The 20,042-nt window shown below is 59.5% G+C and carries 19 protein-coding genes; 14 read left to right on the plus strand and 5 right to left on the minus strand.

Translation table 11 applies throughout. From position 1 onward, the window contains the following. Positions 1–28: 28 nt before the first annotated feature. The 5 genes from QO002_RS05185 to QO002_RS05205 form a co-directional block, all read right to left on the minus strand. Positions 29–1,198: a M20 aminoacylase family protein gene (locus QO002_RS05185; protein ID WP_307227365.1), complete on the minus strand. Its 1,170-nt coding sequence runs from the start codon at positions 1,196–1,198 to the stop codon at positions 29–31. Between the two features lies 1 nt (position 1,199). Then, positions 1,200–2,033 carry an ABC transporter permease gene (locus QO002_RS05190; protein WP_307227367.1) on the minus strand — a complete coding sequence of 278 codons (834 nt, stop codon included), beginning with the start codon at positions 2,031–2,033 and terminating at the stop codon, positions 1,200–1,202. Then, positions 2,030–2,758 (minus strand): ABC transporter permease, encoded by a 729-nt coding sequence (locus QO002_RS05195; RefSeq protein WP_307227369.1) that lies wholly within the window; start codon positions 2,756–2,758, stop codon positions 2,030–2,032. The genes QO002_RS05190 and QO002_RS05195 overlap by 4 nt, the downstream gene beginning before the upstream one ends. Positions 2,759–2,922: 164 nt before the next feature. Further along, positions 2,923–3,705 (minus strand): transporter substrate-binding domain-containing protein, encoded by a 783-nt coding sequence (locus QO002_RS05200; RefSeq protein WP_307227371.1) that lies wholly within the window; start codon positions 3,703–3,705, stop codon positions 2,923–2,925. 30 nt (positions 3,706–3,735) lie between these two features. Then, the gene (locus QO002_RS05205) at positions 3,736–4,509 is read right to left on the minus strand and encodes an ABC transporter ATP-binding protein (RefSeq protein ID WP_307227372.1); all 774 of its coding nucleotides are present in this window, start codon (positions 4,507–4,509) and stop codon (positions 3,736–3,738) included. Positions 4,510–4,718: 209 nt separating this feature from the next. On the opposite strand from QO002_RS05205, the gene QO002_RS05210 reads away from it, so the two are divergent. The 14 genes from QO002_RS05210 to QO002_RS05275 all read left to right on the plus strand — a co-directional run bounded on the left by QO002_RS05210 (position 4,719) and on the right by QO002_RS05275 (position 20,039). Continuing rightward, complete coding sequence (locus QO002_RS05210; RefSeq protein ID WP_307227374.1) at positions 4,719–5,597, plus strand: dimethylarginine dimethylaminohydrolase family protein; 879 nt, start codon at positions 4,719–4,721, stop codon at positions 5,595–5,597. Then, the gene (locus QO002_RS05215) at positions 5,594–6,286 is read left to right on the plus strand and encodes a TetR family transcriptional regulator C-terminal domain-containing protein (protein ID WP_307227377.1); all 693 of its coding nucleotides are present in this window, start codon (positions 5,594–5,596) and stop codon (positions 6,284–6,286) included. Before QO002_RS05210 ends, QO002_RS05215 begins: the two co-directional genes overlap by 4 nt. Before the next feature lie 9 nt (positions 6,287–6,295). Continuing rightward, positions 6,296–7,498 carry a pyridoxal phosphate-dependent aminotransferase gene (locus QO002_RS05220; protein ID WP_307227379.1) on the plus strand — a complete coding sequence of 401 codons (1,203 nt, stop codon included), beginning with the start codon at positions 6,296–6,298 and terminating at the stop codon, positions 7,496–7,498. Next, complete coding sequence (locus QO002_RS05225; RefSeq protein WP_307227380.1) at positions 7,495–9,105, plus strand: 5-guanidino-2-oxopentanoate decarboxylase; 1,611 nt, start codon at positions 7,495–7,497, stop codon at positions 9,103–9,105. Before QO002_RS05220 ends, QO002_RS05225 begins: the two co-directional genes overlap by 4 nt. A 146-nt stretch (positions 9,106–9,251) precedes the next feature. Then, positions 9,252–9,671: a hypothetical protein gene (locus QO002_RS05230; protein WP_307227383.1), complete on the plus strand. Its 420-nt coding sequence runs from the start codon at positions 9,252–9,254 to the stop codon at positions 9,669–9,671. Between the two features lie 107 nt (positions 9,672–9,778). After that, positions 9,779–12,307 carry a protein translocase subunit SecD gene (gene secD / locus QO002_RS05235; RefSeq protein ID WP_307227385.1) on the plus strand — a complete coding sequence of 843 codons (2,529 nt, stop codon included), beginning with the start codon at positions 9,779–9,781 and terminating at the stop codon, positions 12,305–12,307. Positions 12,308–12,806: 499 nt separating this feature from the next. Continuing rightward, complete coding sequence (locus QO002_RS05240) at positions 12,807–13,040, plus strand: hypothetical protein (protein ID WP_307227387.1); 234 nt, start codon at positions 12,807–12,809, stop codon at positions 13,038–13,040. A gap of 136 nt (positions 13,041–13,176) precedes the next feature. Further along, positions 13,177–13,635, plus strand: a complete 459-nt coding sequence (locus QO002_RS05245; protein WP_307227389.1) for an RrF2 family transcriptional regulator — start codon at positions 13,177–13,179, stop codon at positions 13,633–13,635. 263 nt (positions 13,636–13,898) lie between these two features. Beyond that, positions 13,899–14,909: a KpsF/GutQ family sugar-phosphate isomerase gene (locus tag QO002_RS05250; RefSeq protein WP_307227391.1), complete on the plus strand. Its 1,011-nt coding sequence runs from the start codon at positions 13,899–13,901 to the stop codon at positions 14,907–14,909. Positions 14,910–14,966: 57 nt separating this feature from the next. Next, a complete protein-coding gene (locus tag QO002_RS05255; protein WP_307227393.1) occupies positions 14,967–16,295 on the plus strand; it encodes a capsular polysaccharide export protein, LipB/KpsS family in 1,329 nt (442 codons plus the stop codon). Between the two features lie 75 nt (positions 16,296–16,370). Then, a complete protein-coding gene (locus QO002_RS05260) occupies positions 16,371–17,141 on the plus strand; it encodes an ABC transporter permease (RefSeq protein ID WP_307227395.1) in 771 nt (256 codons plus the stop codon). Beyond that, positions 17,138–17,797 (plus strand): ABC transporter ATP-binding protein, encoded by a 660-nt coding sequence (locus tag QO002_RS05265; RefSeq protein ID WP_307227397.1) that lies wholly within the window; start codon positions 17,138–17,140, stop codon positions 17,795–17,797. The genes QO002_RS05260 and QO002_RS05265 overlap by 4 nt, the downstream gene beginning before the upstream one ends. Next, positions 17,798–19,123 (plus strand): KpsE/RkpR family capsule polysaccharide export protein, encoded by a 1,326-nt coding sequence (locus QO002_RS05270; protein ID WP_370878454.1) that lies wholly within the window; start codon positions 17,798–17,800, stop codon positions 19,121–19,123. 370 nt (positions 19,124–19,493) lie between these two features. Then, the gene (locus QO002_RS05275; RefSeq protein WP_307227399.1) at positions 19,494–20,039 is read left to right on the plus strand and encodes an acyltransferase; all 546 of its coding nucleotides are present in this window, start codon (positions 19,494–19,496) and stop codon (positions 20,037–20,039) included. Positions 20,040–20,042 lie beyond the last annotated feature (3 nt).

A 20,042-nucleotide genomic window follows, 5' to 3' on the forward strand; every position in this document is an offset into this window, starting at 1 on the left:
CAGGAATGTCCCTTCCTGCGGCATTTTTTTATTCGGATTTCAGATAGGCCTCGGCAAGCTCCGTCCAGAAGGCGGCACCGATCGGCAACAGGTCGTCGTTGAAGTTATAACCCGGATGATGCAGCGATTTTTCGTCGCCGGTCACGCGCGATCCCAGGAAGAAATAGGTGCCAGGGCGGCCGTCGAGCATATAGGCGAAGTCCTCGCTGCCCATGAACGGGCGCTCGAGATCGACGACATTTTCTACGCCGGCAAAACGGACGGCGAGATCGCGCACGAAATCCGTCTCGGCCTTGTGGTTGATCGTCGCGTTGTAGCTGCGCAGATAATCGACCGTCGCCGTCATGCCGAAACTCTCTGCCTGATTTTCGGCGATGAGCCTTATACGTCGCTCCAGCTCATCCCGCACCTTCGGATCGAAAGAGCGGATACCAACAACGATCTCGGCACGCTCTGGAATGATGTTGCTGGCCGACCCGCTGTGGAAAGAGCCGACGGTGATGACGGACGGATCCATCGGGTGGATGTTGCGCGAGATAATGGATTGCAGCGCCATGACGATCGAGGCACCGCAGACGATCGGGTCCGCCGTCTCCTGTGGTTCTGCGCCATGGCCGCCACGACCATGCACGGTGATGCGGGCTTCATCGACTGCCGCCATGATCGGGCCTTCGCGCAGCGCAAACTGGCCAAAGGGCAGGCCGGGCTCGTTGTGAAGGGCAAAGACGGCGTCGCAGGGGAACCTGTCGAAGAGGCCGTCATCCATCATCAGCTTGGCGCCGCCGAAGTTCTCCTCCGCCGGCTGGAAGATCAAGTGTACAGTGCCATCGAAATTCTTCCGCTCGGCAATTGCGCGCGCCGCACCGAGCAGCATAGTGGTGTGGCCGTCATGACCACAGGCATGCATCAGGCCCGGCGTCTTCGATGCATAATCGAGGCCGGTTTCCTCCAGGATCGGAAGTGCGTCCATATCGGCACGGATGCCGATTGAACGCTTGCTGGTGCCATTGGTCAGGGTCGCGACAAGCCCGGTTTTCGCCAGGCCGCGGGTCACTGTGTAGCCGAGTTTTTCGAGTTGGCCGGCAACGAAGTCCGAGGTGCGGAACTCTTCCAGTCCTAATTCAGGGTGGGCGTGCAGGTCGTGCCGGATGGCAACGAGTTCCGGCATGGCGTTGGTCAGGTTCACATTTGCATTCATGTCAGGCACCACGGGTTGGTATGCGATTTTCAAGTTTGCGGAAGGCCAGGACGAGAATGCCCGTCAGGCACAGATAAATGAGTGCCAGCAGAAGCAGCGGTTCGTAGGTGAGAAAAGTATCCTGGCGAACCTTGGAGATGATGGCATAGACGTCGAGTACGGTAATGGTTGCAACGAGGGGCGTCGACTTCAGCTGCAGCACGGTTTCGCCGGTCAGCGTCGGCAGTGCCCGATGGATGGCGCGCGGTAGCCAGATGCGGCGAAAGACGGTCCAGCGGCTCATGCCGAAGGCACGTGCGGCTTCCAGTTCGCCCGCCGGCACCCCGGCAAAGGCGCCGCGCATGACTTCACCTTCATAGGCAGCAAAGGAGATCGTAAGCGCCGCCACCCCATAGGGCCAGGATTCGCGTAAGTACGGCCACAGGAAAGAGCTGCGGATTGCCGGAAACTGCGGGAAGAGCGAACCAAGGCCGTAATAGAGCAGCCAGAGCTGGAGAAGCAGCGGCGTGCCACGAATGATCGTGCAGAACGTCTTGGCAAACGCCTTCAGCGGCCATGGTCCGGTGACCTGGACAAGCCCGAGCGGCACGGCAAGAAGGAAGCCGAGAATCGAGGTGCTGAACAGCATGGCCAGCGTCACGACGATGCCCCAGCCAAGCTTCGGCAGATATTGCGGCAGCCAGTCCCAGCGCATGGACCAGCTGACGTAGACGACCAGCGTTGCAAAGATTGCCATCAGCAAGATGCGGTGCGGCTGGAAGAAACTCTCAGCAGTCGGCAGGTCCTCCGGCGTAAATGCCAGGGCGTGGGTCGTCTCGGGTGCAGGACTTGTCATGCGGCCTCCGCCAGGCCACGGCGGGCGCGCCGCTCAATGATGCTGATGAAGACGTTCGAGACGAGTGTCAGGGCGAGATAGAGTACACCGGCCGCGCAGAAGAACAGGAGATAGGCCTTGGTCGTTCCGGCTGCCTGCCGCGTCACGAGCGTCAATTCCGAGAAGCCGACGACTGCGAGCAGCGCGGTATCCTTGGTTGCGATGAGCCAGAGATTGGAAAGACCGGGAATGGCGTAGGGCAGCATCGCCGGCAGGGTGATGCGGGTCATCACCTTGACGGGGGACATGCCGAAGGCGCGCGCCGCTTCGATCTGCCCCGAAGGCACCGCCTTGATCGCGCCGCGCAGCACCTCGGTCGAATAGGCACCCTGCACCACCCCGATGACGAAGATACCGGCGGCAAGACCGCTGATGTCGACGGCGGGAAGGCCGGCCAAGCCCATGAACTGGTTTATGAGGTCGGTGCCGGCATAATAGAGCAGCAGGATCAGCACGAGCTCCGGCACGGCCCGCACGATCGTCGTGTAGCATTCGAGAAGGTCGCGCAGGATCGGGCCGCCATAGAGCTTGCCGAAGGCGCCGCCCACACCCAGCAGCAGGCCCAGCGAATAACCGCCGATGGCAATCTGGATCGAATTGATCAGGCCGGAGAGCAGCACGCTACCCCAGCCGGGCGGCGAGAGCGCAAGCAGGCTCCAATTGATGAAGGGTGCAGGATCGGCCATCAGGTCCTCAAATCGGGGGCTGACACCCCCCCTCAAGAGGGGGTATTGTTCTTTTCTCGAAGCGGCTTCGACGCTGGTTGCTAGTCTCCCCCCTCCCCCCTTGGGGGGGAGATGTCCCGAAGGGGCAGAGGGGGTAACCCTCCGCCGGCGCGGGGCGAGAACCATCAACCGCCGTAGATGTCGAAGTCGAAATACTTCTTGGAGAAGGTGTCGTAGGTGCCGTTCTCGCGGATCGCCTTGATGGCAGCGTTGAGCTTGCCCTTCAGCTCGTCTTCGCCCTTGCGGATGCCGATGCCGACGCCGGCGCCGAGGATGGCCGGGTCGTCCTTGACCATGCCTTCGAGTTCGCAGCAATCCTTGCCCTGGTCGCTCTTGAGGAAGGCGTCGAGCGCGATCGAGTCTGCCTGAACGGCATCGAGACGTCCGGCGGCGAGGTCCTGGTTGGCCTCGTCCTGGGTCTGGTATTCCTTCACCGTCGCGCCGTTCTCACCGAAGTACTTGTTGGCATAGACCTGGTGGACGGTGGAGACCTGCACGCCGATCGTCTTGCCGGACAGGCCTTCAGGGGTCGGCTCGAACTTGGCGCCCTTGGCACCGATGACGCCGGTCGGGGTGTTGTAGTACTTGTCGGAAAAATCGATGGTCTTCAGGCGTTCGTCGGTGATCGACATGGAGCCGATGATGATGTCGATCTTCTTGGAGGTCAACGCCGGAATGATGCCGTCCCAGGCAACAGGCGTGATGACGCAGTCGAGCTTGGCTTCTGCGCAGACGGCCTTCTGGAAGTCGACTTCCCAGCCCTCCCAGTTGCCGGAGGCGTCCGGCGAGGTAAAGGGCGGGTAGGGTTCGGCGGCAAAGCCGACCTTGATCTGTTCGGCATGGGCGAGCGCGCCACCTGAAATTCCGATTGCTGCGGCCAGCGCGATCACTTTCAATGTCTTATGCATGCTGTTTCCCTTGTTTTGGTTGTTGAGCATTCAATGGATGGAGCTGATGAAGCGCTTCAGGCGCTCGGATTTCGGTGCACCGAAGATTTCGTCGGGCGGCCCCTGTTCTTCGATTTTGCCCTGCGCCAGGAAGACGATGTGATTGGCAACCTCGCGGGCAAACTTCATCTCGTGGGTGACAAGGATCATCGTGCGCTTTTCCTTGGCAAGATCGCCGATGACCGCGAGCACTTCGCCGACGAGTTCCGGGTCGAGCGCGGAGGTCGGCTCGTCGAACAGCATGACCAGCGGCTGGATGGCGAGCGCCCTCGCTATTGCCGCGCGCTGCTGCTGGCCGCCGGAGAGGAAGGCGGGATAGGCATCGCGCTTCTCAAAAAGCCCCACCCGGCGCAGAAGCGCTTCGCCCGTCGCGATTGCCTCGTCCTTCGGCCGTCCGAGCACATGCACCGGCGCTTCGATGACGTTTTGCAGGATGGTCATGTGCTGCCAGAGATTGAAGCTCTGGAAAACCATGCCGAGTTGCGAGCGCAGGCGCTCGACCTGCTTGCGGTCGGAAGGTGCCAGCCCGCCACGTCCATCCTTCTTCATGGCAATGGTTTCGCCATGGATGGAGACCGAGCCTGCCGTTGGCAGTTCGAGCATGTTGATGCAGCGAAGAAGGGTGGATTTTCCCGAGCCGCTGCCGCCGATGATGGCGATGACGTCGCCCTGGTTCGCGGTCAGCGAAACACCTTTCAAAACCTCCAGCGGACCGAAACGTTTGTGCAGGTCGGTGACCGCAATCGCCTGGGCTGGATCCGTCATAAAAACGCTGTCCCGTTGCAACGGGACGTCGGCACTGGCTGCATGAAAACAGTTCCCCTGGTTTTCTTTTCGTGCGGCATTTTTGCCTGTCACGCTGTTCCATGAAGCTCATCGTGGCACTTGTGCAGAAATTATTCAACCGTATAATAACGCGACCGCTGCTTTTTTGGCAGCCCCGCCAATGATTATTTTTCCAACAGGAGTAGACGATGACGGCATACGGTTCGCAGGAAATGTCGGCCAATCTGATGCGCGTTCTGATGCGCCGGCCGGGTGCGAGCCTGACGGGCGCGGATGCAGCCGAGTGGCACTACGGCCCGACCTTCAACGGCGAAAAGGCCGTTCGCCAATATGCCGAATTCGCAGCTTACATCGAAAAGTCGGGCGCCGAAATCCTCTGGCTGGAAGATAAAGGGGACGGCTTGGCCGACGCCATGTTCACCCATGATCCGTCGTTGATGACCGATCACGGCGCGGTCATCCTGCGCATGGGCAAGCCGCTGCGCGAAAAGGAACCGGCCCTGCACGAAGCCACCTACAAGAAGGCCGGCATCCCGATCCTCGGGCGAATCACCTCGCCGGGCACGGTCGAAGGCGGAGACTGCATTTGGCTCGATGCCGAAACATTGATCGTCGGACGCGGCGTGCGCACCAACGAGGAAGGCATCGCCCAGCTTTCTGAAATTCTGGAGCCGCATGGCATTACCGTGCTAGGCTACGATCTGCCACTCTGGCAGGGTGAAGAAGCCTGCCTGCATCTGATGTCGGTCATGAGCCCGCTCTCGGCCGATCTGGCGCTGGTCTTCACGCCGCTCTTGCCAGCATCCTTCTACCTGCTCCTGAAGGAATGGGGCATCACCATGGTCGAGGCGCCTGCCGATGAGTTCCACACCAGCAACGGCCTCAGCCTTAACGTGCTGCCGGTGCGGCCGCGGGAAGTGATCATGGTCGAGGGTTTTCCCAAGACCAAGGCGGCGATGGAAGCGGCGGGCTGCACCGTCACCACTTTCGAGGCCGATGCGCTGTGCATCGCCTGCGAGGGCGGCCCGACCTGCCTGACACGCCCAGTTCTGCGGCGCGATCAATGATACGGCGCCCGTTCCATCGCGCCCCGGAGGGGGAGCGCCGGCAGGAACTGATCGAGGCCACGCTCGACTGCATTGCAGAGTTGGGCCTGAAGGGCGCGACGGTTCGGCAGATTGCCCTGCGCGCCGGCGTCACCGCCGGGCTGGTGCGTCATTATTTCGATTCCAAGGACCAGATGGTCGCCGATGCCTACAGGCTGGTGCTGTCCACATTCGCGGCAAAGGCCGTGGACATAGAGGGGGATGCGCGTACGCGGCTTTGCCGGTTCATCGCGCTCAACCTGACCGCACCCGTGGCCAATGCCCGCAGCCTGTCGCTCTGGGCGTCGTTCATCAGTCATGTGCGCGTCGATCCGGTTCTGGCTGCCATCCATCGTGAGGGCTATCTGGGCTTCCGCAATGATCTGCAGGCGCTGATCGCCGACGTGTTGAATGCCGAAGGCCGCCCTTATGCCGAGAGCGAATGCAGGCGGTTATCGATCGCGATCAACGGCATAATCGATGGCCTCTGGCTTGAAGGCTGCCTTGCAGGAGAACTGTTTGCGGAAACGGAGCTGGTCTCCATCGCGCTGAACTCAGCCGAGGCATTGCTCGGCCTGCCGCTGGGCTCCTATGAGCCCGGTTCAAATGAAAAAGACGGCACCGCCAGTGCCTTGCGGCTGCCGGAAGGCGCCGACGTGCATGAAGAGTAGGACAATTCCATGCGTTACTCATCGATCACCGAACGCTTGGCGGATCTCGGTTCCGGCAAATGGGCGCTGCATATCCGCGCCCGGCAGTTGAAGGCGAGCGGTGCCGATATCATTGAGCTGACGATCGGCGAGCCCGATCTGCCGCCGGATGCGGCGCTTCTGGCCGAAGCGCAGCGCGCCATGAATGCCGGTCGCTATCGTTACTCCAACGGCCGCGGCGAGCCGCCGGTCGTGGCGGCACTCGCCGCGCGCTATGCCAGGCGCCGCGCCGATGTCACCGCCGAAAACGTGCTCTGCTTTCCCGGCACCCAGACAGCGCTCTTCGCCGTCATGCTGGGGTTGACCGAGGCGGGAGATGGCGTGCTCGTCGGTGATCCGCTTTACGCGACCTATGAGGGCGTCATCCGCTCGACCGGTGCGCATCAGGTGATCGTTCCGCTGAGGGCCGAGCATGGATTCCACATGCAGGCCGCCGATCTCGAAAAGGCGATCACGCCGGATTGCCGGGTTCTGCTTCTCAACACACCCCACAACCCGACCGGCGCCGTGCTGACGAAAGAGGATATCGCTGCGATCGGCGAAGTCTGCCGCAAGCACGATCTCTGGATCGTCTGCGACGAAGTTTACGAAGAGCTGATCTTCGACGGCGTCTTCGCGTCGCCCTTCGACATGCCGGAACTGGCCGAGCGGACCATCGTGGTTTCCTCAATTTCCAAGTCCCATGCCGCGCCGGGCTTCCGCAGCGGCTGGGCGATCGGACCGGCGGAATTTGCCAACCGGCTGTTGCCGGTCTCGGAAACCATGCTCTTCGGCGTTCAGCCTTTCATTGCCGACATGACAGCCTATGCGCTGACCCATGAGATCGGCACCTCGGCCGCCATGCGTGTTTCCTATCGCAGTCGCGCTGCCCGGATCGTTGCAGCGCTTGAAGATGCGCCGGGCGTCATGGCCTTGCCGCCGGAGGCGGGCATGTTCATCCTCTTGGATGTCAGCGCAACGGGGATGAGCGGTGAAGCCTTCGCCTGGAAACTTCTGGAGGAGGAGGGGGTTGCTGTCATGCCCGGCTCTTCCTTTGGCGAGGAAGCGGCCAGTTATGTGCGCGTCAGCCTGACGGTGCCCGAGCAGGCGATCGATGAAGCCTGTAATCGAATCACCCGGCTGGCGGTCCGGCTCTCGGGCGGGCAAGGTTTATTGAAGGAGTGCCAGGCATGAGCGGTGAGATGAAGACAGTCGGTGAAGTTCTTGTCAATCTGCTTGAGGCCAATGGCGTCGACGTCGTCTTCGGCATCCCCGGCGTTCACACGGTCGAGCTTTATCGCGGGCTTGCCGCCTCGAAAATCCGCCACATCACGCCCCGCCACGAACAGGGCGCCGGCTTCATGGCCGACGGCTATGCCCGCGTCAGCGGCAAGCCGGGCGTTGCTCTCGTCATCACCGGCCCGGGCCTCACCAACACCATCACGGCGATGGCGCAGGCACGGCAGGATTCGATCCCGATGCTGGTCATCTCCGGTGTCAACCGCCGCGATTCGCTCGGCCATGGCCGCGGCCTGCTGCACGAGCTTCCCGACCAGCACGGTATGATCAAGACGCTGGCGCTTTATTCCCAGACCCTGCTTAATCCATCGGATCTCGCATCTGTCGTCGAGCGCGCCTTTGCAGTACTGACTTCGGGGCGGCCAGGGCCGGTCCATATCGAAATCCCGACGGACGTCATGAGCGCCCGCATCGCGCCGCCTGTGCTGCGCAAGGCGACAGCAACCCGCCCGCGCGCCGATGCCGAGACGCTGCAGAAGGCGGCGATCCTCTGCGGCGATGCGCAGCGACCCGTCATTCTCTGCGGCGGTGGCGCGATCACGGCGGAGGAGGAAATCCGCATGCTGGCCGAGCGTATCGGCGCCCCCGTGGTGATGACGGTCAATGCTCGCGGCATGATGGCCGGCCATCCGCTCAGGGTTCCCGCGAGCCCGAGCCTCAAGGCCGTGCGTGCGCTTGTCTCGGAGGCTGATCTCGTTCTGGCGCTGGGAACTGAAATGGGCCAGACCGACTATGACATGTATGCCGACGGCGGCTTCCCGATCCTCGGCAATCTCATTCGTACCGATATCGACCCGGCCCAGCTCGCCCGTGGCCAGCATGCAACCCTGTCGATCCTCTCCGGCGCCAAGGCGGCGACAGCCGGCATTCTGGCATTCCTGACCGGCAAGCCGGCGGCAAAAGCCAAGGAACGCGCTGAAGCCGCCCGCAAAGCGGCACTCGCTGAGCTGACCCCCAAGATGCGTGCCGAAATCGGTGTCGTCGATGCGATCTACCGGGCTTTGCCGGACTGCGCCATCATCGGCGATTCCACCCAGGCTGTTTACGCCGGAAACCTATATTGCGACGCGCCACGTGCCCGCTCCTGGTTCAATTCCGCCACCGGCTTTGGCGCCCTCGGTTACGCGCCGCCGGCTGCCGTCGGTGCGGCAGTCGCAGTCCCGGGCACGCCGGTCGTCTGCCTCGTCGGCGATGGCGGCATCCAGTTTTCGCTGGCCGAACTCGGCTCGGCGGTTGATGCGGGAGCGCATGTCATTTTCCTTGTCTGGAACAATGACGGCTATCAGGAGATCGAAAACTTCATGGTCGAAAACGGTATCACGCCGGAAGGCGTGAAGCCGTCCGCGCCGGATTTTCTCCTGACAGCAACCGCTTACGGCGTCCCGGCCGTACGGCTGAAGTCGATTTCCGAGCTTCAGCTGGCTTTGACCGAGGCGCGTGGACGCACCGGTCCATCGCTGATCGAGATCCATCAGACCCGTACCGCAGGGGTCACGGCTTGAGCGTTACCGCTGATATGTCCAGCCGAGGCCGAACATGCTAAGGTTTGACTTTGATCCCAAGCGATGGTTCTTAGGCGCGCTCGCGCGCCTGAATCGGCGCGTCTGTCGGTAAATTACGGCCGGAGGGCCACCGGAAGGGACAGTCCTTGAAGGACTTTGAAGGCGAGATTTCAGAACGCAAGCAGAAGGGCAGGCTCTTTGCCCTGCTGTGGATTCTGTTTGCCGCCTTCGCCATGCAGTTCGTCGTTTCGGCCCAGACCTTCTCGTCACGCCTGACAGCCCTGCAGAATGCCGGAAATTTCTCGGTCCCTGACAACAAGTCCTCAGAGACCGTGCTATCGCGACATATCACGCGGGCTCTGCCTGCCGCCGACCTGCGCTTTATCGCGGATCGCAATGATTTCAAGGGCACGCCCGGCGGTCCTCATCCGCTGCTTCTGCCAACGGCCATCGCGCTTTCCACCGTCGCCTATGGCGACATGGCCCATGCCCAAGCCGTCGATTGCGCGCGGCAGAGCTCCATTGGCCGCCTGAACCGGGCACGCGGACCACCGCTTCTCGCGTAAATCCGGCGCAACCAGCCGTTTCCTGCATCTTTTGCAGCTTCAATCCGAATCCGTATATCACCCTGCGCCCGTTTGGCGGGAAATGCAGGCACTCATGGAAGCTTATCATGCGCACTTCGAAATGGGCTGCACTGGCCTATGTCGCGATTACCCTCTTCGGGATACTCGCGGTGCTACCAAACTTTCTGTCCTCGGAAACGCAGCAGCGTTATTCCGCCTTCCTCCCCGTAAAGCCTGTCACGCTCGGCCTCGACCTGCGCGGCGGCTCGCATCTTGTCCTTGAAGTTGATGCTGCCGGTCTGCGCCGCGCGCGCCTCAACACGCTGCTCGACGATGTCAGAGGCGTTCTCCGCGGCGAGCGCGTACCGGTTTCCTCGGCGCGTATCGCCGGCGACACGATCCAGATCAAGATCGCCGATCAGGCCGATCGCGACAAGGTTCTGCCGAAGATCCAGGAGCTGGCCGTGCCGGCTGGTGCGCTCGGCTTCGGTACGGCCAGCGCCGATACCGAGGTGACGACGGCTGACGATACGATCACCATCAAGCAGACGGAGGCGGGTCTCAGCGAACGCATGACCGCCGCTGTCGACCAGAGCCTTGAAATCATCCGTCGCCGTGTCGACCAGGTCGGCGTTGCCGAACCGTTGATCCAGCGCGTCGGTTCCGACCGCATCCTCGTGCAGCTGCCGGGCCTTCAGGACCCGACCCGCCTGCGCCAGCTGCTTGGCTCGACCGCGCAGATGAGCTTCCACATGCTGGACCAGACGGTCGACGTGACCCAGCCCGCACCGCGTGGTGTCGATATTCTGCCGGGCGCCAATGACGGCAACAGATATCCGGTCGAAAGCCGCATTGCCATTTCCGGCGAGCGTCTGGCTGATGCCAAGGCCGGCTTCAACCAGCAGACCAACGAGCCGATCGTCTCCTTCACCTTTGATGCGCAGGGTGCCCGCCAGTTCGCGGAAATCACCCGTGACAATGTCGGCCGTCCCTTCGCCATCGTCCTCGACGGCAAGGTGCTGACCGCACCGGTCATCCGCGAGCCGATCGTCGGCGGTCAGGGCCAGATCAGCGGCAATTTCACTGCCCAGGAAGCCACGGTTCTCTCCGCGCTGCTGCGGTCCGGCGCTCTGCCGGCGCCGCTCACCATCATCGAAGAACGCTCGGTCGGTCCGAACCTCGGTTCCGACTCGATCCGCATGGGCATTTATACGGGTCTTGCCGGCTTTATCGCCGTCTGCGTGATGATGCTGTCGCTCTACACGACCTGGGGCGTGGTCGCGATCCTCGGCCTGATCCTCCACACGATCCTGACGGTCGCGGTTCTGGCAATGCTGGGCTCGACCCTCACCTTGCCCGGTATCGCCGGTATCATTCTGGGTATCGGCATGGCGGTGGACGCCAACATCCTGATCAACGCCCGTATCCGTGAAGAGACGGCGGGCGGCGCCGGCGCGATGAAGGCGCTGGATGTCGGCTTCGGCAAGGCCTTTGCGACAATCGTCGACGGCAACGTCACGACCCTCGTCGGCACGGTATTGCTGTTCATGTTCGGCACAGGCCCGGTGCGTGGTTTCGCCATCACCATGATGATCGGTATCATCATCTCGATGTTCACCTCGATCACCGTCGTTCGCGCGCTGATGCACGAGCTGGTCATCCGTCAGAAGCTGAAGAAGATCGAGATCCACTCGATCATCGGCAAGGTTCCGAGCATCCCGACCTTCTCCTTCATGCGCGGGCGCTTCGTCGCCATCGGCATGTCGGCGTTCCTGTCGATCAGCTCGGTCATCCTGTTCTTCCACCCGGGTCTCAACTACGGCATCGACTTCGTCGGTGGTATCCAGGTCGAGGCAACGTCCAAGCAGCCGCTCCAGCTGGCGTCGATCCGTTCCAAGCTGGAAGATCTGAACCTCGGTGAAGTCGCGCTGCAGGACTTCGATCAGGGCAAGGCGGTTCTGGTCCGCGTCCAGCGTCAGGAAGGCGGCGAGGCCCAGCAGACGGTTGCGCTCAATGCCATCAAGGCTGCCGTGGCCGAAGCCATCCCTGACGCGACCTTCGAGCGCACCGAAGTCGTCGGCCCGACCATCAGCGCCGAGCTTGCCCGTTCCGGCTTCCTGGCGGTCGGTCTCGCGATGCTGGCGATCCTGATCTACATCTGGTGGCGGTTCGAATGGCACTTTGCCGTCGGCGCCATCGTGACGTTGCTTCTGGATATCACCAAGATGATCGGCTTCTTCGCGCTGACGGGGATCGACTTCAACCTCACGGCCATCGCCGCGGTGCTGACGCTGATCGGCTACTCCGTCAACGACAAGGTCGTTGTCTACGACCGCATGCGTGAAAACCTGCGCAAGTACAAGACGATGCCGTTCTCCGATCTGATCGACCTCTCGATCAACCAGGTGATCATGCGATGCATCTTCACCTCGGTCGCCATCCTCGCCTCGCTCGTTCCGATGGCGATCTGGGGCGGCGACCCGGTCAAGCCCTTCGCCTGGCCGATGGTCTTCGGCGTCGTCGTCGCCACCACCTCGTCGATCTATATCGGCGGTCCGATCCTGCTCTTCCTCAGCCGCTGGTGGAAGGACCGCGAGACGGCACGGGCGCCGGGCGCGGAAGTTGCCAAAAGCTGATCGCAGACGAAGCGGTCAAATAAATAAGGGCGATCCTTGCGGGCCGCCCTTTTTTCGTCGCAGCCTGCGTTTATACCCTTCAGCAGAATTAGACAAAGGCGGACCGTAGGTTAAGATTCCGCTACACAACTCGCGTAGGATAAATTTTGCCCGAATCAAAACAATTCGTGAAAATATGAGTAATATTTTCTCAGGTTTTGATTTTTTAGTTGACTGATTTGGTGGGTTATTTTAGCTTGCCATTATCCGCTGGGCAGATTGCTACGCGGGCCATTGATAAACCAGACCGCCGGTATGCCCGGCGATCCCAGAAACCGAAGGAGGGTGTCATGACAGTCAAAATCAGCCAGACAGCATTCTTCGGCGTGCATTCCAAGTGTCGCGCAACGAAAGACCTTTGCATTCGTGCTCTTTGCCGAATGTGAGCGAATTAGTCCTTTCCTTAAATTTTTGCACGATTTGAAATGATCCGCGCCCCGGCGTGGAGGGAGCGTTTGTCATGACCAAGCAAGTTATCGAATTTGGCGGTGAAGCCGTTGGTGTCGTGGTTCCGGAAGCCGGTTACCTCAAGTTCGTCGCCGTGAAGTATCACGTCTGGGATCTCGATTCGCGGCGCTTTCGCTCCGTTGACGAAGCTCGGGCCGCTGTCCGTCAGCTGGTTGCAGCTGGCCGGAGAGTGTCGGACGGCGCGAGCGCTCATTCGGGGAGCGACAGTCGCTTCGTGGCGGCATAAATTTTCGCAAATCGTGCGTTTGGTAACTCTTTTCACTAAATCGGTATATTGGCATGGCTGTTCTGTGCTATGCCATATATCCGTACTGGTAGGCGGGTATCATAGCTGTCATTGCCCGCGTGAAGAGTGAACTGCGATGCTGACGAAAAAAGGAAAATACGGGTTGAAGGCTTTGGTCGATCTGGCCAACCTTGATCCGGGCGAAACCGCATTCATCACCGAGATTGCGACCCGCAACAATATTCCAAAGAAGTTTCTCGATACCATTCTGCTCGAGCTCCGCAATGCCGGCATTCTGCGCTCGAAAAAGGGGCCGGGCGGTGGATATTCCCTGTCTCGCCCAGCCTCCGAAATCAGAATCGGTCAGGTTATTCGCACGCTTGATGGCCCGCTGGCGCCTATTCGCTGCGCGAGCCGGACGGCCTACGAGGTGTGCGATGATTGCAACGATCCGGAAACCTGCGAGGTCCGCCGCTCGATGACGACGGTGCGCGACGCCATTGCCGACATCCTTGACACGATGACGCTCGAAGATTTCTGTCGCAACGGTAATCTTCCGCTTTCGGAGGAGCCCGCGGCAAAACGGGCAGGCTAGGCGATCTCGGGATGTGTCATCCAGCTTGGCGTGTTCGTTCTCGCGTTATTACAAGCTAATCGATTAAATCCGCGATATCGGATCGAATCGCTGTTTGCTTGTTGTTTTTGATTTGATCGCGCCATATTGCGGATGTAACCGGACGCAAAGCCAACCGTGCCGTGGTCGCCAAACTGAGGCCGGCAAGCTGGATTGAGATTGAAACCCCGCCGCATTAAGCGTCATGAAGACGTGCTGACAGGGCGAATGGAAAGATGAAGAACATGGGTCTGAGGCAAGTCGATACGAACGCTCCCGAAGAACGGGCCGTGCTTGAGTCTGTTGCTCGATCCATTGCCGCCACGGTGGATGGCGTAAGCGCACTTGCCACCCGCTTCCAGGCAGACAAGGTTTTCTCCAGGAGCTTCATTGATGCGGTGGCGCTGATTTCGCAGCGTCGGGGTCGCGTTGTTCTGTCCGGTGTTGGCAAGAGCGGTCATATCGGTCGCAAAATTGCTGCCACCATGGCTTCCACCGGTACATCGGCGTATTTCGTCCATCCCACGGAAGCAAGCCACGGCGATCTCGGAATGATTACGTCCGATGATGTCTTGATCCTGCTTTCCTGGTCGGGTGAGACCGTCGAGCTTGGGCCGATGCTGGCCTATGCCAAGCGCTTCAACGTAGCCGTTGTTTCCGTGACATCGAATTCGGAGAGCCTCTTGGCAAGAAACTCCGATGTCGCAGTCACCTTGCCGAAAGTGCAGGAAGCCTGCCCGCATGGTCTGGCGCCGACAACATCGACGCTCCTTCAGCTCGCAGTCTGCGATGCTCTGGCCGTGGCGCTTTTGGAACGTCGCGGCTTTTCGGCCCAGGATTTCAAGACTTTCCATCCCGGGGGAAAATTGGGTTCGCAGTTGCTTCTCGCCGGTGAACTCGCCCATAGCGGTGAAGCAGTTCCGCTGCTCCCGCTCGGCAGCGCCATGGGTGACGCAGTCATCCAGATGTCCGCCAAAGGCTTCGGTGTCGTGGGTGTCATCGATGCCGAGGGCAAGCTCGCGGGCGTGATTACCGATGGCGACTTGCGCCGTCATATGTCGCAACAGTTGTTGCTGGAAACTGTCGATGCGGTCATGTCGCATCATCCCCGCGTCATCAAGGGCAGCATCCTGGCAAGTGCCGCAATGGAGATGATGCAGGCTCAGAAGGTAACGGTTCTGTTCCTCGTCGATGAGCAGGGCGTTGCTTCCGGTATTCTGCATATTCATGATCTGTTGCGGGCCGGCGTTGTGTGAGACGGCAACATCAGTCGTGGTCATCGCCCTGGCCGGTCGCTAGTCAGAGGGTCGTCCTTGCAAGCCATCGAAAGCAGCGGCGATCGCCATGGGAGTTCTTCAGCTCCGCACGCGTCGGTAGTCGGCGATGAGCGGCGAACGCCGACATTTGCCTTTCATTTCCACAGTTGGAAACGGCCTGTTTTCGAGCGTTACTTTCCCAACCGACAGTTTTCCTTCGTGCCGATGTACGTGTCTGGCAAAGCTTTCCGCAGTAAATGGTGCCCGTTGATCCTGGCTCAGGGGAAGCCGGAGATATTTGTCTGGAGCCAGCGCGCGCCGGATGGATTGCTGGCATTCGCCAGGGAAAACGCTATCCCGCTCTATTTTGTGGAAGACGGCTTTGTGCGGTCCGCCGAGCCGAGCGCGAGCCGGACTCCACCATTGTCGCTCACGCTCGACAGTGGCGCGCCCTATTTCGATGCTCGCTACCCGACTGATCTCGAAAGACTGTTGCTGTCCTATGATTTTGAGCTGGACAAGCAACTGCTGGCGGGCGCGAGGGACGGAATACGGTTCCTGCTGGAGACGGGTGTCAGCAAGTACAACAGCGACACGCTGTCCGATGTTGCGAGCCTTTATGGGGAGAAGAAGGGAAAACGTATCCTGGTGATTGGCCAGGTAGAGGATGATGCATCCATCCTCTACGGATGCGACCGCCCGTTCACCAATAATGATCTCGTTCGCCTTGCCTGTCAGGAAAATCCGGGTGCGCAGATCATCTACAAACCTCATCCGGATATTCTGAACGGCATCCGCCTCGCACAGTCCAAGCCCGCCGACGTCGCGCATCTGTGTACGATCATTGATGCACCCTTGCCGATGGCAAAGGCATTTGAAAGCATCGACCATGTCTACACGATTACCTCGCTCGCCGGCTTCGAGGCAATTCTGCGAGGCTTGAAAGTGACCGTCTGTGGTTCACCTTTCTATGCGGGATGGGGGCTGACCGACGACCGGCAGCGGAATGCAAGGCGCGGGCGGCCGTTGAGTGCTGAGGCGCTCTTTGCTGGTGCATACCTGCTTTATCCGCGCTACTTCGATGCAGCGACCGGCGCCGAAACTTCCTTTGAAGCAACCGTGCAGTCAATCCGGCAACGTCTGTCAGCGCCACGTTCTGCGATCGCGGAGGTGCGGGTCCGTAGGCCCGCATGGCGGCCCTGGGGGCCCTATGGACTTCTGGGGTGGCGGCACCTGTTGACACCCTTGATCGCGCCGATTATCGCCAAAATCGGACATGAGCGCGATGCGGAAGTTTTCCGGCAAAACCCGATAGAGTTTTTTCGCGAATTGTCTGAAGAGAAGTTTCGCAAGATTGGTCGCGTCCTCTATCCCTTCGGCGGTTGAAGGCGCAAACTATTCCACGCTTGCTAAACCATGTCGGGTGGCAGAAGAGGATCCGGGTCAAGGGATGAGTGAGTTTTGAATGCGTTCGTGACACATCTTCGCGTGGTTGGAGCGCTGCTCATTCGAGAGATGGAAGCCCGGTTCGGCAGCAAGCCGGGGGGCTATGTCTGGGCCTTGCTCGACCCTGCCGCCCATATTGTTCTGATGACGGTGCTTTTTCAGGCGATTGCCCGGGCGCCAGCGCTCGGAACAAGCTTTCCCCTCTTTTTTGCGACCGGATATCTCGGTTTTCAGTTCTATCAGGCAATGGTGGGATACATTAACGGCGCGGTAAAATCTAACCGCACCTTGCTCAGTTATCCGAATGTGGCGCCTTTCGACACTATATCGGCGCGCTTCCTGCTGCAGTTTATGACAACATCGCTTGTTGCCTGCATCGTGCTCGGAGTGATTATTGGCTGGATTCGCGTGTCGCCGAACTTGCATTGGCCGCCGATCCTCCAGGCTGCGACGGTTGCGGCTGTTCTAGACTTGGGTGTTGGCCTGATCAATAATGTCATGTTTCTGAAATATCCGCTTTACGAGCAGATTTTTGCCATCTTCAACCGGCCAATGTTCCTGGTCTCCGGCGTGTTCTTCCTGCCAGATGCGATCCCGCTGCCCTACCGGGACATCGTGCTGTTAAATCCACTGATTCATGTTACAATGATGTTTAGGACCGGTTTTTACGACGGCTATCGTGCAGCTGGCCTCGATCCCGGTTATCTCTATAACTTCGCATTTTTGACATTGTTCTTGGGCATGCTTTTGTTCACTTTTTCCTCCACCTTGCTGAGAAATGAATGATCAGGCTCGAACAGGCGACGAAATTTGCGCGTGCCAAAGGCATCAAGAAGCCCATTCTGGATGGCACGTCACTCGTTTTGCAACGAGGACGGAGCGTCGGACTTCTGGGTCGTAACGGCGCCGGAAAGTCGACATTGCTGCGTCTCATCGCCGGCACAATCCGTCTTGATAGCGGCAGGATCATACGGCGCGGAAAGGTTTCGTGGCCTCTCGGGTTCCAGGGCAGTTTCCAGTCGTCGATGACGGGCGAACAGAATGTTCGCTTCGTTGCCCGCATCTACGGCGTGGATACGCGGCAGCTGATCGAATATGTCGAGGATTTTGCAGAGCTCGGCCCTTTCTTCAAGGCGCCGGTCGGCACTTACTCCTCAGGTATGAAGGCGCGACTTGCATTCGGCTTGAGCATGGGTGTCAATTTCGACTACTATCTCGTGGACGAGATCACAGCGGTCGGGGACATGAACTTCAAGAAAAAGTGCAACGACGTTTTCCAAACCCGCCTTCAGGACTCGGACGTTATTATGGTGTCCCACAGCACGTCGACCATTCGCGAATATTGTGATTGCGGAGTCGTGCTCGAAAATGGGAAATTAACCTACTATGACGATGTTGAAGACGCGGTAAAAGCGCATAATACGAATATGAAGGTGTCTTAAATGGCAGTCATCAAGAACATGGACCGGGGCACCGCGAAGAACGAGACTGCCAAGGAACCGGAAAGTGCCAAGCCAAAGAGCGTAAACTTGCTGGAAGGGCTTCTGAGTCCCGAGGAGCGGGTGGTGACGCCCCTCAATCGAGGGCGGAACAAGCTGCGGCCCGCGACTGAGGCGCCTGCAAAGTCGAAGAGCTGGTTCAAAAAGGCGAGCAAGTTCAGGCTGCGGCATGCCGTGATCATGGGCAGCTTCGTCGCCGGTGTGGTTGTCCCTGCCTCGCTATCGACATTTTACATGATCTTTATCGCTGCCGATCAATATCACAGCACGGCGTCCTTTTCTGTACGAAGCATCGACGCTGTCGGTGGCGGCGATCTCATGGGCCTTTTCGCGCAGGCATCGACGGGTAATACGGGTTCCGATAGCTACATTCTCATCGATTACATCCGCAGTGATAAGATGCTGCGGCAGGTTGAAGAGAAGTTCAATCTGGACAGCATCTTTGCAGTCCGTGGCCTCGATTACTTCTATGGGCTGGGATCGAATGAAGCCGTCGAGGACAGGCTTGCCTATTGGCGCAATATGGTTCGGGTGAATTTCGATCATGCATCGGGCATCATGGAGCTGGAGGTCAGGGCTTTTGATCCAGTCGAGGCCCAGGCGGTCGCAGCGTTCATCATCGAGAAGAGCGATGAGCTGGTAAACAATCTTTCCTCTTCTGCCCGTGAAGGCGTTCTCAAGGCGTCGAGGGAAGAGATGCAAGTGGCTGAAACGCGGCTGGCTCAGGCCCGCGCGGCCTTGCGTGAATATCGCGATGTGTCGCAGGAAGTCGATCCCGTCGAAGGTGCAAAACTCGCTCTTCAGATAATCGGTGGCCTTGAGGCGGAACTGGTAAAGCTCAACTCCGATCTTGCCACTGCAAAGAGCCAGATGAGCGACGACACCCCACGCATGCGCGTTCTCAAGGCCCGGATTGATAGCCTCGAGAAACAGCTGAGCACCGAACGTCAGCGTCTCGGGAGTGGTGAACCGACGAGCAGTGGAGCGTCCTCCTCTGATGTCGCCGGTCGCATCCAGCAATACGAATCTCTTGAAACGGAACGAGAGTTTGCAGAACGGGCTTATGGTGCATCGCTGGCCGGCCTGGAAAAAGCGCGCCTCGATGCGAGCAGCAAGCAGCGTTATCTCGCCGTCTTCATTGAACCGACTCTCTCGGAACTCGCCCAGTATCCGAGCCGGTTCCTGAATTCCTTCATCGTCACGCTCGGCCTGCTTTTTGCCTGGGCCATTTTTGTCATGGGCTACTACAATATTCGCGATCGTAACTGACGCGGCAAGATTGTGGTCTTCCTGTAGAGAAAATGGTGTCCGGCGAGGGGCTTCAGTCCGCGTGAGCGACTCCCCAGGACTGATGTTTTGTACGCTGCGCTTGCCCGACGGCTCGAAGCTTGTCTAAAGGATATTTCGGTCGCGGTGGTGGTTTGGACGTCGATAACAGTCGCAGTTGATACACCGCTGCCGCCCGGCATTCATGAGCTTGAGAATGAATTTCCTTTCACGATTCCTGTTCCGTCTAAGATCCTTGCCACGCCTGCGTTTTTTGCGCCCCTTAGCTATTGTTTTGGATTCAGGCGCCGAAAACCGGGTTCATGCTCTTGGCAGAATGATGGCGACGGTACGTATTCGCGGGCGGGGAAATGTGATCGAGATCGACAAATCATCCTCTTTCAAGGGCCATATCACCGTCAAGGGCAAGTACAATCGCGTTGTTGTGGGCAGGAATTGCGCACTTGTCGGCGAAATCATGGTCAAAGGAAACAATCAGACCGTCACGATCGGGGATGAGACGACATTCGTGTCAGTCTATCTACTGTGCCTTGAAAACAAGGACGTGACGATCGGTCGATCCTGCATGTTTTCGCGCGATATCGAAATTCGCACGAGCGACGCCCATGCGTTGATCGACAACAAAAAGAAGACCCGGCTTAACCTGCCAGCGTCTGTCGTCATCGGTGATCACGTGTGGATTGGTGTCGGCGCGGTTATCAGCAAGGGCTCCGTCATCGCAGACGATAGCGTCGTGGGAGCGAAATCTTTCGTCAACAAGGCATTTTCGGAAAGCAATATTGTGATCGCGGGAACGCCTGCAAAGATCATCCGGCGTGGCGTGACATGGAACCGTCAACGCCGGTCACGCTACACCCGCGAAGCCTTGGATGCCTGGCGGCTACCTCCCGAAGACTGACAG

It is taken from the genome of Pararhizobium capsulatum DSM 1112, from assembly GCF_030814475.1.
GTDB lineage: Bacteria > Pseudomonadota > Alphaproteobacteria > Rhizobiales > Rhizobiaceae > Pararhizobium > Pararhizobium capsulatum.

Bases quoted from the DNA above. Each gene is read 5' to 3' on its own strand.
- QO002_RS05205 (WP_307227372.1), bottom strand. From the start codon at position 4,509: ATGACGGATCCAGCCCAGGCGATTGCGGTCACCGACCTGCACAAACGT.
- QO002_RS05215 (WP_307227377.1), top strand. From the start codon at position 5,594: ATGATACGGCGCCCGTTCCATCGCGCCCCGGAGGGGGAGCGCCGGCAG.
- QO002_RS05220 (WP_307227379.1), top strand. From the start codon at position 6,296: ATGCGTTACTCATCGATCACCGAACGCTTGGCGGATCTCGGTTCCGGC.
- QO002_RS05245 (WP_307227389.1), top strand. From the start codon at position 13,177: ATGCTGACGAAAAAAGGAAAATACGGGTTGAAGGCTTTGGTCGATCTG.
- QO002_RS05195 (WP_307227369.1), bottom strand. From the start codon at position 2,758: ATGGCCGATCCTGCACCCTTCATCAATTGGAGCCTGCTTGCGCTCTCG.
- QO002_RS05210 (WP_307227374.1), top strand. From the start codon at position 4,719: ATGACGGCATACGGTTCGCAGGAAATGTCGGCCAATCTGATGCGCGTT.
- QO002_RS05225 (WP_307227380.1), top strand. From the start codon at position 7,495: ATGAGCGGTGAGATGAAGACAGTCGGTGAAGTTCTTGTCAATCTGCTT.
- QO002_RS05190 (WP_307227367.1), bottom strand. From the start codon at position 2,033: ATGACAAGTCCTGCACCCGAGACGACCCACGCCCTGGCATTTACGCCG.
- QO002_RS05270 (WP_370878454.1), top strand. From the start codon at position 17,798: ATGGCAGTCATCAAGAACATGGACCGGGGCACCGCGAAGAACGAGACT.
- QO002_RS05265 (WP_307227397.1), top strand. From the start codon at position 17,138: ATGATCAGGCTCGAACAGGCGACGAAATTTGCGCGTGCCAAAGGCATC.
- QO002_RS05200 (WP_307227371.1), bottom strand. From the start codon at position 3,705: ATGCATAAGACATTGAAAGTGATCGCGCTGGCCGCAGCAATCGGAATT.
- QO002_RS05250 (WP_307227391.1), top strand. From the start codon at position 13,899: ATGGGTCTGAGGCAAGTCGATACGAACGCTCCCGAAGAACGGGCCGTG.
- QO002_RS05240 (WP_307227387.1), top strand. From the start codon at position 12,807: ATGACCAAGCAAGTTATCGAATTTGGCGGTGAAGCCGTTGGTGTCGTG.
- QO002_RS05185 (WP_307227365.1), bottom strand. From the start codon at position 1,198: ATGAATGCAAATGTGAACCTGACCAACGCCATGCCGGAACTCGTTGCC.
- secD (WP_307227385.1), top strand. From the start codon at position 9,779: ATGCGCACTTCGAAATGGGCTGCACTGGCCTATGTCGCGATTACCCTC.